This window comes from Pseudomonas arsenicoxydans (assembly GCF_900103875.1).
Taxonomy (GTDB): domain Bacteria; phylum Pseudomonadota; class Gammaproteobacteria; order Pseudomonadales; family Pseudomonadaceae; genus Aquipseudomonas; species Aquipseudomonas arsenicoxydans.
Genome location: NZ_LT629705.1, coordinates 1723867 through 1740000, shown reverse-complemented (window position 1 = coordinate 1740000; position 16134 = coordinate 1723867). Strand labels below are relative to the sequence as shown.

Below are 16134 nucleotides of genomic sequence, written 5' to 3'. Positions count from 1 at the left end.
CCTCACCATCTATACGCACACCACCAGAACCCAGAAGGTCTCGCGCGACAGCCGAGTTCTTGACCAGGCCTGCCTTATTAAGGACAGCTGCGATCGGCATGTCTTCTGCTGCAGTCAATTCGATCTCAGGCAGATCATCCGGCAACTGACCTTCCTTCATACGGTTACCCGCCGCACGATGCGCATTGGCCGCAGCCTCTTCACCATGGAAACGCGCAACGATCTCTTCAGCCAGCTTGATCTTGATATCGCGCGGATTGGCGCCTGCCTCTACATCGGCACGGAACGCATTGATCTCATCCATGGACCGGAAGCTGAGCAACTCGAAGTAGCGCCACATCAAAGCATCTGGAATAGAAACCAGCTTGCCGTACATGACACCTGGCGCTTCCTGGATACCGACGTAATTGCCCAAGGACTTGGACATCTTCTTCACGCCATCCAGACCTTCGAGCAAAGGCATGGTCAGAATGCATTGAGCTTCCTGACCATAGCCGCGCTGCAACTCACGCCCCATCAGCAGATTGAACTTCTGATCGGTACCGCCCAGCTCGACATCCGCGCGCAATGCGACCGAGTCATAGCCCTGAACCAGCGGATAGAGAAATTCGTGAATGGCAATTGGCTGATTGGTTGTGTAGCGCTTGTCGAAGTCGTCGCGTTCCAGCATCCGGGCCACAGTGTATTGCGACGTCAGACGAATGAAGTCCGCCGGCCCCATCTGATCCATCCAGGTGGAGTTGAACGCCACTTCGGTCTTGGCCGGATCAAGAATCTTGAAGACTTGAGTCTTGTAGGTCTCGGCATTCTCGAGAACCTGCTCGCGAGTCAGCGGAGGACGCGTCGCGCTCTTGCCACTCGGATCGCCGATCATCCCGGTGAAATCACCTATGAGGAAGATCACCTGATGCCCCAGCTCCTGGAACTGGCGCAGCTTATTAATAAGCACGGTATGACCCAGGTGCAAATCCGGCGCAGTCGGATCGAAGCCTGCCTTAATACGCAGCGGCTGGCCACGCTTGAGCTTTTCGATCAGCTCGGACTCGACCAACAGTTCTTCCGCACCACGTTTAATCAGCGCTAGCTGCTCTTCAACCGACTTCATAACAGACCCGCAAGGCTCGAATTCAAAGGGAACCAACCATACAAGATCACGCGTCAAATACAAAGTTTGGCCGGCGCAATGACGCCAATCCGGTGACAGAGCGTCCGCGGACTTGCTTCAGAGATGATTTGGTTATATTTTATACAGTTATTTCATCTTCATCATGTCATTCATCTTTTCCAATTCATCTTTTTCAAAGTCAAAAATTACTTATGACCAAAGAATCGTCTAAAGCGCCCCCGCTTTACCCGAAGACCCACCTGCTGGCAGCAAGTGGTATCGCCGCTCTATTGAGCCTGGCGCTTCTGGTATTCCCTTCCAGTGATGTAGAAGCCAAAAAGACGACCCTGAGTCTTGAACTGGAAAGCCCTGCTGAACAACTGACACAAGATCAAGACGCTGCTGAAGCCGTTCAAGCCACAAATGAGCCAGCAGTCTCCCCTTTCGCGCAGATCGAAAACAGCGCCGAAGACACTCAGGAAACCGCCCAAGCCGCACCAGCGCCAGCACCTGTACACGCCGCCGAAGCAAAGAAGGCGCCAAACCACAGGGAAGTGATCGTAGGCAAAGGCGATACGCTTTCCACGTTGTTTGAAAAAGTCGGGCTCCCTGCAGCCTCTGTGCATGAAGTCCTGGCCAGCGACAAGCAAGCCAAGCAGTTCAGCCAGCTCAAACACGGCCAGAAACTCGAATTCGAACTCAACCCCGATGGCCAGTTGACCAACTTGCACAGCAAGGTCAGCGACCTCGAAAGCATCACCCTGACCAAGAACGACAAGGGCTACACTTTCAATCGAATTACCGCCAAGCCTACCGTGCGCTCTGCCTACGTTCATGGCGTTATCAACAGCTCGCTGTCGCAGTCTGCCGCGCGCGCCGGCCTGTCCCACAGCCTGACCATGGACATGGCCAGCGTGTTTGGCTACGACGTCGACTTCGCTCAGGATATTCGCCAGGGTGACGAGTTCGACGTGATCTATGAGCAGAAAGTCGTCAACGGCAAAGCTGTCGGCAACGGCCCTATCCTCTCTGCACGCTTCACCAACCGCGGCAAGACGTACACCGCCGTGCGTTACACCAACAAACAAGGCAACAGCAGCTACTACACCGCTGATGGCAACAGCATGCGCAAGGCATTCATCCGCACTCCGGTAGACTTCGCCCGCATCAGCTCGAAATTTTCCATGGGCCGCAAACACCCTATCCTGAACAAAATCCGCGCCCACAAAGGCGTTGACTACGCAGCGCCGCGCGGCACGCCGATCAAGGCGGCAGGCGACGGCAAAGTGTTGTTGGCCGGTCGCCGTGGCGGCTACGGCAATACCGTGATCATCCAGCACGGCAACACCTACCGCACGCTGTACGGCCACATGCAAGGCTTCGCCAAAGGCGTGCAGACTGGCGGCAACGTCAAGCAAGGCCAGGTGATTGGCTACATCGGCACAACAGGCCTCTCCACCGGTCCGCACTTGCACTACGAGTTCCAGGTCAACGGCGTGCACGTAGACCCGCTGGGCCAGAAGCTGCCGATGGCCGATCCGATCGCCAAAGCCGAACGCGCGCGTTTCCTGGCTCAGAGCCAACCACTGATGGCCCGCATGGACCAAGAGAAAGCCACCATGCTGGCTTCGAGCAAGCGCTAAGCCATGACGCTCTATATAGGTGTGATGTCCGGGACCAGCCTCGACGGCCTGGACATTGCGCTGATCGAGCTGACTCCGGCGATCAATCTGATCGCCACGCACTACACCCCGATGCCTGATTCCCTGCGCGCCGAGCTGCTTGGCTTGTGCGCCAGCGGCCCGGACGAGATCGCCCGCTCCGCCATTGCCCAACAGAACTGGGTGAAACTGGCAGCACAGGGTATTCACGCTCTCCTCGACCAGCAGAACCTTAAGCCTGAACAGATTCGCGCGATTGGCAGTCATGGGCAGACCATCCGCCACGAGCCGGCGCGCGGCTTCACCGTGCAGATTGGCAACCCTGCCCTGCTGACCGAATTGACCGGTATTACAGTGGTCAGCGACTTCCGCAGCCGTGATGTTGCGGCTGGCGGACAAGGCGCGCCATTGGTCCCTGCCTTTCACGAAGCATTGTTTGAAGAGCACGCAGGCAATCGCGCGGTATTGAACGTAGGCGGGTTCAGCAACCTCAGCCTGATCGAGCCCGGGAAACCAGTAGCCGGTTTCGACTGCGGCCCGGGTAATGTCCTGCTGGACGCCTGGATTCACCAACAGCGGGGCGACAACTTTGATCGCGACGGTCAATGGGCCGCCAGCGGCAAGGTCGAACCGATTCTGCTGAATGAGTTGCTGAGCGATCCATTTTTCGTGACCAAAGGCCCAAAGAGCACCGGTCGCGAAGTGTTCAACTTGCCATGGCTGACGCAGCATCTTTCGAACCTGCCAACCTTCGCCGCCGAAGACGTGCAAGCAACGCTGCTTGAACTGACCGCACTGACCATCATCGAGTCACTGCAACACGCCCAGTCGGACACTCAGGAACTGCTGGTCTGCGGAGGCGGCGCACATAACGCCACGCTGATGAAGCGTTTGGCCACCCTGTTGCCGAACGCGAAGGTCAGCAGCACCGCAACGCACGGGGTAGACCCGGACTGGGTCGAAGCCATGGCTTTTGCCTGGCTGGCCCACTGCTGCCTGGAAGGCATAGCCGCTAATCGCCCAAGCGTCACTGGCGCCCGAGGCTTGCGGGTACTCGGCGCTATCTACCCGGCATAAACGCCACACAGCAAAATGCCGCAAAGCCTGGAGGCCATGCGGCGCTTGATGATGCCGTGAAGCGCGATCAGATCGAGAACGAGGAGCCGCAGCCACAGGTAGTGCTGGCGTTCGGGTTCTTGATCACGAAACGCGAACCTTCCAGACCTTCCTGATAATCCACCTCGGCACCCGCCAGGTACTGGAAGCTCATCGGATCGACCACCAGGCTCACACCTTCGCGCTCGACGATGGTGTCGTCATCGGCCACTTCTTCATCGAAGGTGAAGCCGTATTGAAAACCTGAACAACCACCGCCCGTAACAAATACGCGCAGCTTCAAGCGATCATTCCCCTCTTCATCGACCAGGCTCTTCACCTTGTGCGCGGCACCGTGGGTGAATTGCAAAGCCGTGGGGGTGAAGGATTCGACGCTCATGCTAATAATCTCCCGGCGTTACGCCGCCATAATGCGTGATGACGCGCATTATCCGCTTCTCCTAGAAAATTGGTCAACTATTGTTACGGTATATCAATCAACACATTTGTCAGCCCGAAATACAAAAAGGCCCGTCAGACGGGCCTTTTTGCTGTGCGAGATAACACCCTACGGCAGCATGCCCGCATGGGACAGGCCCAGACGCTCATCCAGGCCAAACAGGATGTTCAGGTTCTGCACCGCCTGACCCGACGCACCTTTGACCAGGTTATCGATCACCGACAGCACTACCACCAGATCACCATCCTGCGGACGATGCACAGCAATACGGCAAACGTTGGCACCGCGCACGCTGCGAGTTTCCGGGTGGCTCCCGGCCGGCATTACGTCGACGAACGGTTCATTGGCATAGCGCTTCTCAAACAACGCCTGCAGATCCACCGAGCGATCCACGACGGTAGCGTAGAGCGTCGAATGAATACCGCGAATCATTGGCGTCAAGTGCGGAACGAAGGTCAGACCCACGTCCTTGCCCGCTGCGCGACGCAGACCCTGGCGGATTTCCGGCAAGTGACGATGACCTTTCACGGAGTAGGCCTTCATGCTTTCCGATGTTTCGGAGTACAGCGAACCAACCGAAGCACCACGACCTGCACCGCTCACGCCGGATTTGCAGTCAGCGATCAACCGAGTGGTGTCAGCCAGGCCGGCTTCGAGCAATGGCAGGAAACCCAATTGCGTCGCGGTCGGGTAGCAACCCGGCACGGCAATCAGGCGAGCGCCCTTGATCTGCTCGCGATTGACTTCCGGCAGGCCGTAGACGGCTTCTTCCAGCAGCTCCGGCGCACCGTGCGGCTGGCCGTACCACTTGGCCCACTCCGCAGAGTCTTGCAGACGGAAATCCGCCGACAGGTCGATGACCTTGGTGCCGGCCGCCAGCAACTCGCCGGCCAGCGCATGGGCAACACCGTGTGGCGTGGCGAAGAACACCACGTCGCAAGCGCCCAGCGTCTTGATGTCCGGAACACTGAATGCCAGACCGTCGTAATGGCCTCGCAGGTTCGGATACATATCAGCCACGGCCAGACCGGCCTCGGATCGGGAAGTGATCACAACCACTTCTGCTTGCGGATGCTGTGCCAACAGACGCAGCAGTTCGACACCGGTGTAACCCGTGCCGCCGACGATACCGACCTTGACCATAAACCTGCCCTCAACGAACCCACTGGAAAGCCGTCGATAATAGGGGCCGCGCGGCCCTGCGACAACCGCTTAGGTGACGTGCGGCCGAACAAGCCTCTACTATCCGGGCTACCGTGAACTAGGGAATAACCAAAAATGCTTTATCTGTGGCTCAAAGCGCTTCACATCGTCAGCATGGTCTGCTGGTTTGCCGGCCTGTTTTATCTACCGCGCCTGTTTGTTTATCACGCGCAAAGCGAGGACAGCGTCAGCAAAGAACGCTTCAGCCTCATGGAACGCAAGTTGTACCGCGCCATCATGGGCCCGGCGATGATCGCCACCCTGATTTTCGGCATTGCGTTGATCTGGCTTAACCCAAGCATCTTCAGTTCGGGCGCGTGGATTCACGCCAAACTGACCTTGGTGGTCATCCTGATCGGCTACCACCACATGTGCGGCGCACAGGTAAAACGTTTTGCCCGTGGCGAGAACACCCGCAGCCATGTCTTTTATCGCTGGTTCAATGAAGTACCGGTTCTGATATTGCTGGCTATCGTCATTCTGGTCGTCGTTCGACCATTCTAATAAGCACAACTACCGGGGTACTTCCAATGTCGCTGCCCGCTTTGCTCGAACAACGTTTGCGATTGCCCGTGGTGGCAGCGCCGATGTTCCTGATTTCGAATCCGCAACTGGTCCTTGCCTGCTGTCGTAATGGCGTGGTTGGCAGCTTTCCTGCTTTGAACCAGCGCGAGAGCAGCGGCTTCAAGGCCTGGCTGGAAGAGATCGAAGCAGGTTTGGCGACACTGGAGAACCCGGCGCCTTACGCTGTGAACCTGATCGTTCACAACAGCAATCCACGACTGCAAGCCGACCTGACGATCTGCATCGAGCACAAAGTTCCGATCGTGATCACCAGCCTCGGTGCCGTGAAAGAACTGGTCGATGCCGTCCATAGCTACGGCGGCCTGGTGTTTCACGACGTGACGACCCGTCGTCATGCCGAGAAAGCGGCCGAGGCCGGTGTCGACGGCTTGATCGCCGTGGCCGCCGGCGCCGGTGGGCACGCCGGGACCTGGAGCCCGTTCTCGTTGATTGCCGAGATCCGCCAGTTCTTCGACAAGACCTTGCTGCTGGCCGGCTGCCTCAACCACGGCCACGAAATTCTCGCGGCACAATTGCTCGGTGCGGATTTGGCCTACTTCGGTACGCGATTTATCGGCACCACTGAAAGTCATGCCCCTGACGCCTACAAAGAAATGCTGCTGACGTCCAGAGCGGCTGACATCATTCATACTCCCGCGGTGTCGGGCGTACCGGCGAGCTTCATGCGCCAAAGCCTGGAAGCTGCCGGTTTCGACATGAAGGCGCTGCAAGCCAAAGGTGAAGTGGATTTCGGCTCCAAGCTCAAACCGTTGAGCGATGAAGCCAAAGCCTGGAAAACCGTGTGGTCCGCAGGCCAGGGTGTCGGCGAAATCGACGATTTGCCCAGTGTCGATGAATTGGTCGCACGACTGGACGCCGAATACCGCAAAGCACTGGAACTGGCAGCACAGCTGCCAAAACGCTGGCCGCGCTGAAATGAAAGCTTGGCCAGCCCGCCCTGGCTGGCCTTACACTTAACACCAGCAACCTCTTAAAACTCAATTATTCGCGACAAGGATGCCTCGCAATGAGCGACAACCGCTTCAAGATCGTATTCGACGGCGCTTTGCTGCCAGGTGTTGACGTCACAACCGCCAAACTGAATCTGGCCGCGCTGTACAAAAGCGAGGTCGCTGCCGTCGAACGGCTGTTCACCGGCAAATCGGTTACGCTCAAACAGGACTTGTCGCACGCCGACGCGCAAACCTATCTGCAGGCCCTGAATAAAACCGGCATTGATGCCCGGATCGAAAGCGAGCCGTCCATCGAGCTGAACCTGGCCGACGCTCATGAACACCCTCCCGCGAGTAGCCAGCCTGTCTTCACCGACCCGGCTTCCCCGTACGCCCCGCCTCGCTCCACCGTTGGCGAAAGCCTGCCCGCTTTCGCGACGCTCAAGCTCTTTAGCATCGAAGGTCGCATCGGCCGCTTGCGTTATCTCGCCTGGACGATGGCCCTGACGCTAGTGACGCTGGCCGTCGGCTCTGTATTGGCGATTTTCGCCTTTGCCATCATCAGCGCCGACTCCACCGCAGGCCTTATTCTTGGAGGCCTGGTTGCTTTTATCCTGTTCATCGTCTTGGCGGTCGTCAGCGTTCAGTTCAGTGTTCAACGCCTGCGCGATATCGGCTGGTCCGGCTGGCTCTGGTTGTTGAACCTCGTACCGTTCGTGGGCAGCTTCTTTCCGCTGGTCATCATGGTCGTGCCCGGCACTAACATCGCCAATCGCTATGGCGCGCCGCCTCCGCCCAATAGCACTGCGGTCAAAGTCCTGTCTTCGCTCTGGGTGGTATTCATCGCACTCATTCTGATTGGCGCATTGGCCGGCGGCATCACCGCCATCCAGAACGAGTACGAAAACGCCGCCCAAACCAGCTATGACAGCAGCTCGGTCATCACCGAAGACGTTGAAGTCGAGCCCGCCGCAGAGGCTGAACAAGCACCCGATTCCGCAGACGATGAAGCCGAAGAAGCCCCGGCCCCTGTAGACTCTGCAAAAGAATGAACAGCGCTCCCCGCCCGTGACACCTGCGTCGCCGGCGCGGAGCTGTTGCGATGGAGAACTGCATGACCCGTTACGCTCTGATCACTGGCGCTTCCAGCGGCATCGGCCTGGCGATGGCCGAAGCGCTGGCCCGGCGCGGCCGCAGCCTGATTCTGGTGGCCCGACAGCGTGATCAGCTGGAAAGTATTGCAATTGAACTGACTCAACGGTTTGGCGTGGAAGTGTTGTTTCGCGCTTGTGACCTTGGCGAGCCGTTACGGCTGTCGGGGTTCCTGCTGGAACTGGAAGAAGGTGACCGACAAATCGATTTGCTGGTCAACTGCGCCGGCATTGGCACTTGTGGTCCATTTCTGGCCCAGGACTGGATGACCGAACAGGACCTGATCGAAGTGAACATCCTGGCGCTGACCCGCTTGTGCCATGCCATCGGCAACAGTATGGCCTTGCAGGGCGGCGGGCAGATTCTGAACGTCGCTTCAATGGCAGCCTTCCAACCCGGCCCGTGGATGAGCACTTACTACGCCAGCAAAGCTTATGTGCTGCATTTTTCCGAAGGGTTGCGCGTCGAGCTGAAGAAATGTGCGGTCAAGGTCTCGGTGCTCTGCCCCGGCCCAACTCGCACCGGGTTCTTCCGAACGGCGCAACTGGATACCGGCAAACTGGCCGACAGTAAAATGCTGATGAGCCCGGAAGAGGTCGCGTTGTATACCGTACGGGCCCTGGAGAAAGATCGCGCGATTATCATTCCGGGTCGAGGCAACCGCTGGCGCGCCTTTCTGCCGCGGCTCGGCTCTCGCTGGTTGAACCGCACAATTGCCGGCATGGTCAACAAGGCCTACTGCCCGCGCTGACACAAGGCAGGGCTGGGCTCGGGGATAACCCATGAGTACACTCAGGCCAGCCCAAACAACGGAGAAAACAGCTGTGGATACTCTGTTCACCAAGATCATCAACCGGGAAATCCCGGCCAAGATCATTTACGAGGACGACCAGGTACTGGCCTTCCACGACATCGCCCCACAAGCGCCGGTGCATTTTCTGGTCATTCCGAAAAAACCTGTGCGCACCCTTAACGACCTCACCGAGGACGACAAGGCGTTGGCCGGGCATATTCTGTTCACCGCCCAGCGCCTGGCAAAGGAACTGGGTTGCGACGACGGTTTCCGCGTGGTCATGAACTGCAATGAACTGGGCGGGCAGACCGTCTATCACATTCATATGCATGTGCTCGGCCAGCGCCAGATGCACTGGCCGCCGGGCTGATTGTATTTATCCTGTGGGAGCAACCCCGCTCCCACAGGGGTTCTTGGCAACGCACCTGCTTCACAATGACCCAGCGCAAACCTTCCCCGGCCGATTGGGTTAAACTGGCCGCCGAGATTCTTCCCGGAGGTCAGCATGACTACCCAACGTCACTACTCGCCGATTGACCGTCTTCTGCTGCAAGCCGATGCCGCGATGCGTACCTTGCTACCCTTCAGTGGCCAGCCGTACCGTCCGTCGCCTGCCATTGTGCAGCCGGATGCGCAAATGAGCGACGAAGACACCCGGCACGTGGCCGGTCTGATGCGCATCAACCATACCGGCGAAGTCTGCGCCCAGGCGCTGTACCAGGGGCAGGCCCTGACCGCCAAGCTGCCGCACGTGCGTGCAGCGATGGAACATGCTGCCGAAGAAGAAATCGATCACCTGGTCTGGTGCGAACAACGCATCCACCAGTTGGGCAGCCACACCAGTATTCTCAATCCGCTGTTCTATGGCATGTCGTTCGGGATTGGCGCGGTGGCCGGGTTGATCAGCGACAAGGTCAGCTTGGGTTTCGTTGCCGCAACCGAGCATCAGGTGTGCAAGCACCTGAACGAACACCTGGAGCAACTGCCGGCCGAGGACGAGAAGTCCCGGGCCATTCTTGAGCAGATGCGTATTGATGAAGAACATCACGCAGAAAGCGCACTGGATGCAGGTGGTTTTCGGTTTCCGGCACCGGTGAAATTCGGGATGAGTTTGTTGGCCAAAGTGATGACCAAGAGCACTTATCGAATCTGATCTGTACTCCGAACATCAAAAAAGGCGACTGCCGTGAGGTAGTCGCCTTTTTTTTGTGCTCGAAAAATCTTAGCTCGGCATATTGCGCGCGTAGAAGATTTCCAGCATTTCGTGTTTCACACGGTCGGTTACCTGAGCGCGTTGCTCAGAGGACAGGCCGCTGGTCGCGTCACCGAACAGGTAGTTATCCAGTTCGAAGTTCTTCAGCAGCATTTTGGTGTGGAACAGGTTTTCCTGGTACACGTTCACGTCGGTCATCTGGTACGCGTCGCGGGTGTCTTCGGAGAGGTAATTCTGAATTGAATTGATCTCGTGATCGATGAAGTGCTTTTTGCCTTCAACGTCACGGGTGAAACCGCGCACGCGATAATCCACGGTCACGATGTCCGAGTCGAACTGGTGAATCAGGAAGTTGAGCGCTTTAAGCGGTGAAATGACGCCACAGGTCGACACGTCAATGTCCACACGGAAGGTCGCAATACCATCGACCGGATGGATTTCCGGGTAGGTGTGCACCGTGATGTGGCTCTTGTCGAGGTGGGCGAGGATGATTTCGGGCAGCGGGCCCGGAGACTCTTCGATCTGGCTTTCAGTCGGGGTCACCGGCTCTTCCGAGATCAGAATCGTGACGCTGGCGCCCTGTGGGTCGTAGTCCTGACTGGCAATGTTCAGGATGTTGGCACCAATGATATCGACAACTTCTGTGAGGATCTGCGTCAGGCGCTTCGCGTTGTACTCTTCATTGATGTACTCGACGTAAGCCTGTTGGTCTTGCGGGGTTTCCGCGTAGCAGATGTCATAGATGTTGAAGCTCAAGGTCTTTGTCAGGTTATTGAACCCGTGGAGCTTGAGTTTGCTTTTCACCGTTAAAAACTCTCTATGTATTGCGGCCCGGGCCGCGTGATCAAGCATGCCCGTCAGATGCGAACAACGCAGCTGCGTAGGACGGTTAACACCTCTTCGCGATGGCGATTTTGGTTGTCTGTTCGGGTGCGGGGCCTGTCGGGTGACGGGCCACGACCCTGAAAAAAGTGGCGCATTATGCAGACGTCAGCTTGGGATCGCCAGAGTCTGCACTGCTTTTATGATAGTTGAATGTCGAATCAACCGAGTTCGATGATTTCGTAGTCGTGGGTAATGGCGACGCCGGCCGCGCCGAGCATGATCGATGCCGAGCAATACTTCTCCGCGGACAGCTCGATCGCGCGTTTGACCTGAGCCTCCTTGAGCCCGCGCCCCTTGACCACAAAGTGCATGTGAATCTTGGTGAAGACCTTCGGATCTTCGGTCGCACGCTCGGCTTCGAGGAAGGCTTCACAGCTTTCGACGGCCTGACGGGATTTCTTGAGGATGCTGACCACGTCGAAATTACTGCAACCGCCGACACCCAGCAGGAGCATTTCCATTGGCCGGACACCCAGGTTGCGACCGCCGGCATCGGGCGGACCGTCCATGACCACGACGTGACCGCTACCGGATTCACCGAGGAACATGGCTTCGCCAGCCCATTGGATGCGTGCCTTCATCGCCAAGACTCCACTGTATAAAAAAGGGTCGCCAGCTTAGCACAGGGCCCGTGATTGACAGTGCCCTGGCTTTGTAGGGCATAACCTTCCGGGCAGTAGGTAATTTCTCGAAAAATGCCGGAAGTGTCTGTTAAGCTGGCGCCAATTCGCTGGCGCATAGCCAGCTTTGCAGCAACCTTGTCAACGACTCATAAAAAAACCAAACACACCGTGAAGCCTTTCGGGATACAACCATGGTTGCTATTGCCCCAACACCCAAGATCAAGAACCTCGACAAGCTGTTGATGCATTGCCAGCGCCGTCGCTATGCGGCCAAGAGCAACATCATTTGTGCAGGTGATCGCTCGGACACGCTGTTCTTCATCGTCAAAGGCTCGGTCACGATCCTGATCGAGGATGATGACGGCCGCGAGATGATCATCGCCTACCTGAACTCCGGGGACTTTTTTGGTGAGTTGGGGCTGTTTGAACAAGCGGGACTTGAACAGGAGCGCAGCGCCTGGGTGCGGGCCAAGATCGAATGTGAAGTGGCGGAAATCAGCTACGCGAAATTCCGTGAGCTGTCCCAGCAAGACCCGGACATTCTTTACGTACTCAGCGGACAAATCGCACAACGTTTGCGCAATACCACACGCAAGGTCGGCGACCTGGCGTTCTTCGATGTGACCGGTCGCGTCGCACGCTGCCTGCTGGAGCTGTGCAAGCAACCGGACGCGATGACTCATCCCGACGGCATGCAGATCAAAGTGACCCGTCAGGAAATCGGCCGGATTGTCGGCTGCTCACGTGAAATGGTCGGTCGTGTGCTCAAGGATCTCGAAGAGCGCAACCTGGTGGACGTCAAAGGCAAGACCATGGTGGTCTTCGGTACGCGTTAAATCGAGAACTCATGCCTCAAGCATGTCTGCCAGCAACTGGCGATACAGCGCATCAAGCCGCTCCAATGCATCAGGCGCGGCAAACTTCTCATGCAGGGCAATGTGGCTTTCGGCACGAACCCGCTGCTCCAGACCGCACGCCTGATTGAAGCGATTGACCGCCGCGACCATCGACTCCCGTTCGTTATCGAGCAACAAAGCGCCGTGCACCAACCCCACCGGACGCTGACCTCCCTTGCTCTGACGCCAGCGCTGAGCGGTGCCGACCATCTTGCGACCGTCGAGGTTGACGTTGAAACGGCCATCGCAGAATGCGCCGTCCACTTCACCCAGCGACGAAACCCCGCCCAGTTCATCGAGCAACTGACAAATCGGATCGCAGAGTCGGCGATAAGCGGTTTCGATCCGGTTCTGGTCACCCTCGCGACGCGGAGGTGCGTAGACCAGTGCGATATTGATGGTCGATGTCGATTGCGGCACCGGCTCCCCACCGGTTTCGCGTAATAACACTGGCCAACCAGCCGCAGCCGAGACTTCACACGCAGCCTCGAAGCCCGGCAGACGATTCAAGCGACGCGGCATGACCAGCGCCCGATCATTGGGCTGCCAGAACAGCAGGCCGAAGTCCGAATCGCCGGTGCAGACATGCGCCAACAGATCTTGCTCGGCTTGCAGGCCGGCTTCGACGGTCAGAGAGGTTGGCTGGTGCATGGACGACTCCGCAAGACAAGAAGTCTTTGGGGGCTTGATGGCCTCTTCGCGTGCAAGCCCGCTCCCACAGGGAATCGGGTTTGCCTGCGAAGATGTTTTCAGTCGAGCGTAGAACCACTCACCGCAGTACCACGCTCAGGAAAGAACAGGCGCTGCAACTCGGTACCCGGGCTTTCGGCACGCATGAACGCCTCGCCGACCAGGAACGCATACACGTCGCTGATTTCCATCAGCTCGACATCGGCCCGGTTGAAAATGCCACTTTCGGTAATCACCAGACGATCACGAGGGATGCGCGGCAACAGATCGAGGGTGGTTTCCAGATTGACCTCGAAAGTGTGCAGGTTACGGTTGTTCACGCCGACCAGCGGCGTGTTGAGGGTTTTCAAGGCCCGCTCCAGCTCGTCGCCGTCGTGCACTTCCACCAGCACATCGAGGCCGACGCTTTTGGCCACGGCCGCCAGCTCTGCCATCTTCACGTCGTCCAGTGCAGAGACGATCAACAGCACGCAGTCAGCGCCCAGCGCACGGGCCTCGACGATCTGGTACGGATCGATCATGAAGTCCTTGCGGATCACTGGCAGTTTGCACGCCGCCCGGGCCTGTTGCAGATAAGCATCGGCGCCCTGGAAAAAATCGATATCGGTGAGCACTGACAGGCAGGTCGCGCCGCCCTTTTCGTAACTTTTAGCAATGCTGGCGGGATCGAAATTCGCGCGAATCACGCCTTTGCTCGGTGATGCTTTTTTGATCTCGGCAATGACTGCCGGATGTTTCAGCTTGGCCTGGGCAATCAATGCCTTGGCAAAACCACGGGGTGCATCGGCCGCCTTGGCCAGGCTTTCCAGCTCCGCCAGACTCACACGGGCGCTGCGCTCGGCAACTTCCTGGACCTTGCGGGCCAGAATGTTTTCCAGAACCGTCGGTACACTCATCCCTCATTCTCCACTTTGAATACCGCGGTAAATGCACCCAATTCCTCGAGTTTTTCTCGGGCGAGGCCTGTGTGCAGCGCATCGTGCGCCAGGGCAACGCCTTCTTTCAAACTGGTCGCCAGGTCGGCGGCATACAGTGCGGCACCGGCATTGAGCACGATCATCTCGGCAGCTTTCTGGCCAAATTCGGTCTTGCGTTTGCCCAGGGCATCGCGGATCAGCTCAAGAGAGGCCGCCGGGCTTTCCACCGCCAGACCGTGCAAGCTCTGGCTCTTCATGCCCAGGTCTTCAGGCTCGACCCAATATTCGGTGATCTGGTCATTCTTCAGTTCTGCCACATACGTCGGTGCCGCCAGACTGAACTCGTCCAGGCCATCCTTCGAGTGCACCACCAGCACGTGCTTGCTGCCCAAGCGCTGCAAGACTTCGGCCAATGGCCGGCACAGCGCCTGGCTGAACACGCCCACCACCTGATGTTTCACACCGGCCGGATTCGTAAGCGGGCCGAGCATGTTGAACAGGGTACGCAGGCCAAGATCCTTGCGCGGACCGGCAGCGTGCTTCATGGCACTGTGATGGGTCTGGGCGAACATGAAGCCAATGCCGACGTTGTCGATGCAGCGCGCCACCTGGACCGGGCTCAAGTTGAGGTAGATACCGGCCGCTTCCAGCAAGTCAGCGCTACCGCTTTTGCCTGATACAGCACGGTTACCGTGCTTGGCCACGGTGCAACCGGCAGCCGCCACCACGAAAGAGGAAGCCGTCGACACGTTGAAGATGTTCGCACCATCGCCGCCGGTGCCGACGACATCGACTACACCGTCGAGGGTCTTGAGTTCGACCTTGTCTGCCAGTTCGCGCATGACCGACACGGCGCCGACGATTTCGTCGATGCTCTCGCTCTTCATGCGCATGGCCATCATGAACGCGCCGATCTGCGCATCCGTGCATTGCCCGGTCATGATTTCGCGCATCACATCGCGCATCTCATCGGTGCTGAGGTCGAGGTGATCGACGATACGGCTCAGGGCTGTCTTGATATTCATGGAAAGTCCTTAGCGCGTGCCGCCGGTTTGTTTGAGGAAGTTGGCGAACAGCTCGTGGCCCTGTTCAGTGAGGATAGACTCAGGGTGGAACTGCACACCCTCGATGTTCAATGTCTTGTGGCGCAGCCCCATGATCTCGTCGATCGAGCCGTCTTCGAGCTGGGTCCAAGCGGTCAGCTCCAGGCAATCGGGCAAGGTTTCACGCTTGACGATCAGCGAGTGATAGCGCGTTACCGTCAGCGGACGATTCAGGCCTTCGAATACGCCCTTGTCCTCATGGAATACCGGGCTAGTCTTACCGTGCATGACTTGACGGGCGCGGACCACATCACCGCCAAACGCCTGGCCAATGGATTGATGGCCGAGGCAGACGCCCAGAATCGGCAGCTTGCCGGCGAAATGCTTGATCGCTTCGATTGAGATGCCGGCTTCGGTCGGGGTGCAAGGACCGGGGGATACGACGATGCGCTCAGGGTTGAGGGCTTCGATTTCGGCAATGGTGAGTTCATCGTTGCGCACAACTTTGACTTGGGAGCCGAGCTCACCAAGGTACTGCACAACGTTGTAGGTAAAAGAGTCGTAGTTATCGATCATCAGCAACATGGCGTTCAGAACCTCTTGAATTCACTGACTTTTAAGACAGCCTTCGAACGATTACCCGCAGCGTCCTGCACTTTGTCTGTCGCAGGATGCGCCAGCAAAGCGGTATGTCTAACGGGTGAAGAAGGCAAAGCGGTACAGGTCCGGCCAGGCCGGCAGAAAAGATTCAGGCGCGCCAACGCCAGCGGGCATGTGCCTTGATGACTTGATCCAGGAGTTTGCTGATGATCAACACGGGGAAGGTCTCATTCATACGTCTCGGCACAGTAACTTAGCTGGGCAGAGCGTGCAATATGGCG

At 57.8% G+C, this 16134-nt stretch carries 18 protein-coding genes (1 of these 18 only partly in view); 9 read left to right on the top strand and 9 right to left on the bottom strand.

Annotated features, from left to right (window positions below; translation table 11 throughout):
* Positions 1–1105, bottom strand: partial view of a tyrosine--tRNA ligase gene (tyrS, locus tag BLQ41_RS07870; protein WP_090179206.1) — the 5' portion only. It extends 95 nt beyond the left edge of the window; the window shows 1105 of its 1200 coding nt (coding positions 1–1105); the start codon lies at positions 1103–1105; its stop codon lies off the left edge, out of view.
* 212 nt (positions 1106–1317) lie between these two features.
* Here tyrS and BLQ41_RS07865 point away from each other — a divergent pair, with 212 nt between their 5' ends.
* Positions 1318–2748, top strand: a complete 1431-nt coding sequence (locus BLQ41_RS07865) for a peptidoglycan DD-metalloendopeptidase family protein (protein WP_090179203.1) — start codon at positions 1318–1320, stop codon at positions 2746–2748.
* Positions 2749–2751: 3 nt separating this feature from the next.
* On the top strand, positions 2752–3843 hold the full coding sequence (locus tag BLQ41_RS07860; RefSeq protein WP_090179201.1) for an anhydro-N-acetylmuramic acid kinase: 1092 nt from the start codon (positions 2752–2754) through the stop codon (positions 3841–3843).
* A gap of 67 nt (positions 3844–3910) precedes the next feature.
* Here BLQ41_RS07860 and erpA read toward each other — a convergent pair whose 3' ends face one another.
* Positions 3911–4261, bottom strand: a complete 351-nt coding sequence (gene erpA / locus BLQ41_RS07855; RefSeq protein ID WP_007947969.1) for an iron-sulfur cluster insertion protein ErpA — start codon at positions 4259–4261, stop codon at positions 3911–3913.
* Between the two features lie 168 nt (positions 4262–4429).
* The gene (gene argC, locus BLQ41_RS07850) at positions 4430–5464 is read right to left on the bottom strand and encodes an N-acetyl-gamma-glutamyl-phosphate reductase (RefSeq protein WP_090179196.1); all 1035 of its coding nucleotides are present in this window, start codon (positions 5462–5464) and stop codon (positions 4430–4432) included.
* Positions 5465–5599: 135 nt separating this feature from the next.
* Between argC and hemJ the strand changes: the two genes are divergently transcribed.
* The 6 genes from hemJ to coq7 all read left to right on the top strand — a co-directional run bounded on the left by hemJ (position 5600) and on the right by coq7 (position 10139).
* Entirely contained in the window at positions 5600–6028 is a 429-nt protein-coding gene (gene hemJ, locus BLQ41_RS07845; RefSeq protein WP_090179192.1) for a protoporphyrinogen oxidase HemJ, read from the top strand.
* A 26-nt stretch (positions 6029–6054) separates the two neighbouring features.
* Complete coding sequence (locus BLQ41_RS07840) at positions 6055–7023, top strand: NAD(P)H-dependent flavin oxidoreductase (RefSeq protein ID WP_090179188.1); 969 nt, start codon at positions 6055–6057, stop codon at positions 7021–7023.
* Positions 7024–7115: 92 nt separating this feature from the next.
* Complete coding sequence (locus BLQ41_RS07835) at positions 7116–8093, top strand: DUF805 domain-containing protein (protein WP_090179185.1); 978 nt, start codon at positions 7116–7118, stop codon at positions 8091–8093.
* A 62-nt stretch (positions 8094–8155) separates the two neighbouring features.
* Complete coding sequence (locus tag BLQ41_RS07830) at positions 8156–8944, top strand: SDR family NAD(P)-dependent oxidoreductase (protein ID WP_090179182.1); 789 nt, start codon at positions 8156–8158, stop codon at positions 8942–8944.
* Positions 8945–9017: 73 nt separating this feature from the next.
* A complete protein-coding gene (locus tag BLQ41_RS07825) occupies positions 9018–9356 on the top strand; it encodes a histidine triad nucleotide-binding protein (RefSeq protein WP_090179179.1) in 339 nt (112 codons plus the stop codon).
* 135 nt (positions 9357–9491) lie between these two features.
* Positions 9492–10139, top strand: a complete 648-nt coding sequence (coq7, locus tag BLQ41_RS07820; RefSeq protein ID WP_090179176.1) for a 2-polyprenyl-3-methyl-6-methoxy-1,4-benzoquinone monooxygenase — start codon at positions 9492–9494, stop codon at positions 10137–10139.
* 69 nt (positions 10140–10208) lie between these two features.
* Here coq7 and speD read toward each other — a convergent pair whose 3' ends face one another.
* Entirely contained in the window at positions 10209–11003 is a 795-nt protein-coding gene (gene speD, locus BLQ41_RS07815; protein WP_090179172.1) for an adenosylmethionine decarboxylase, read from the bottom strand.
* A 239-nt stretch (positions 11004–11242) separates the two neighbouring features.
* The gene (locus BLQ41_RS07810; RefSeq protein ID WP_007941657.1) at positions 11243–11665 is read right to left on the bottom strand and encodes an OsmC family protein; all 423 of its coding nucleotides are present in this window, start codon (positions 11663–11665) and stop codon (positions 11243–11245) included.
* A 233-nt stretch (positions 11666–11898) separates the two neighbouring features.
* Here BLQ41_RS07810 and crp point away from each other — a divergent pair, with 233 nt between their 5' ends.
* Positions 11899–12543 (top strand): cAMP-activated global transcriptional regulator CRP, encoded by a 645-nt coding sequence (crp, locus tag BLQ41_RS07805; protein ID WP_090179169.1) that lies wholly within the window; start codon positions 11899–11901, stop codon positions 12541–12543.
* 9 nt (positions 12544–12552) lie between these two features.
* Here crp and BLQ41_RS07800 read toward each other — a convergent pair whose 3' ends face one another.
* The 4 genes from BLQ41_RS07800 to BLQ41_RS07785 form a co-directional block, all read right to left on the bottom strand.
* Positions 12553–13254, bottom strand: coding sequence for a lipoate--protein ligase family protein (locus BLQ41_RS07800; RefSeq protein ID WP_090179167.1), 702 nt, complete (start codon positions 13252–13254; stop codon positions 12553–12555).
* Between the two features lie 98 nt (positions 13255–13352).
* Positions 13353–14189, bottom strand: coding sequence for an indole-3-glycerol phosphate synthase TrpC (trpC, locus tag BLQ41_RS07795; RefSeq protein WP_090179164.1), 837 nt, complete (start codon positions 14187–14189; stop codon positions 13353–13355).
* Positions 14186–15235 (bottom strand): anthranilate phosphoribosyltransferase, encoded by a 1050-nt coding sequence (gene trpD / locus BLQ41_RS07790; RefSeq protein WP_090179161.1) that lies wholly within the window; start codon positions 15233–15235, stop codon positions 14186–14188. Before trpD ends, trpC begins: the two co-directional genes overlap by 4 nt.
* A gap of 9 nt (positions 15236–15244) precedes the next feature.
* On the bottom strand, positions 15245–15838 hold the full coding sequence (locus BLQ41_RS07785; RefSeq protein WP_090179158.1) for an aminodeoxychorismate/anthranilate synthase component II: 594 nt from the start codon (positions 15836–15838) through the stop codon (positions 15245–15247).
* Between the last annotated feature and the right edge of the window lie 296 nt (positions 15839–16134).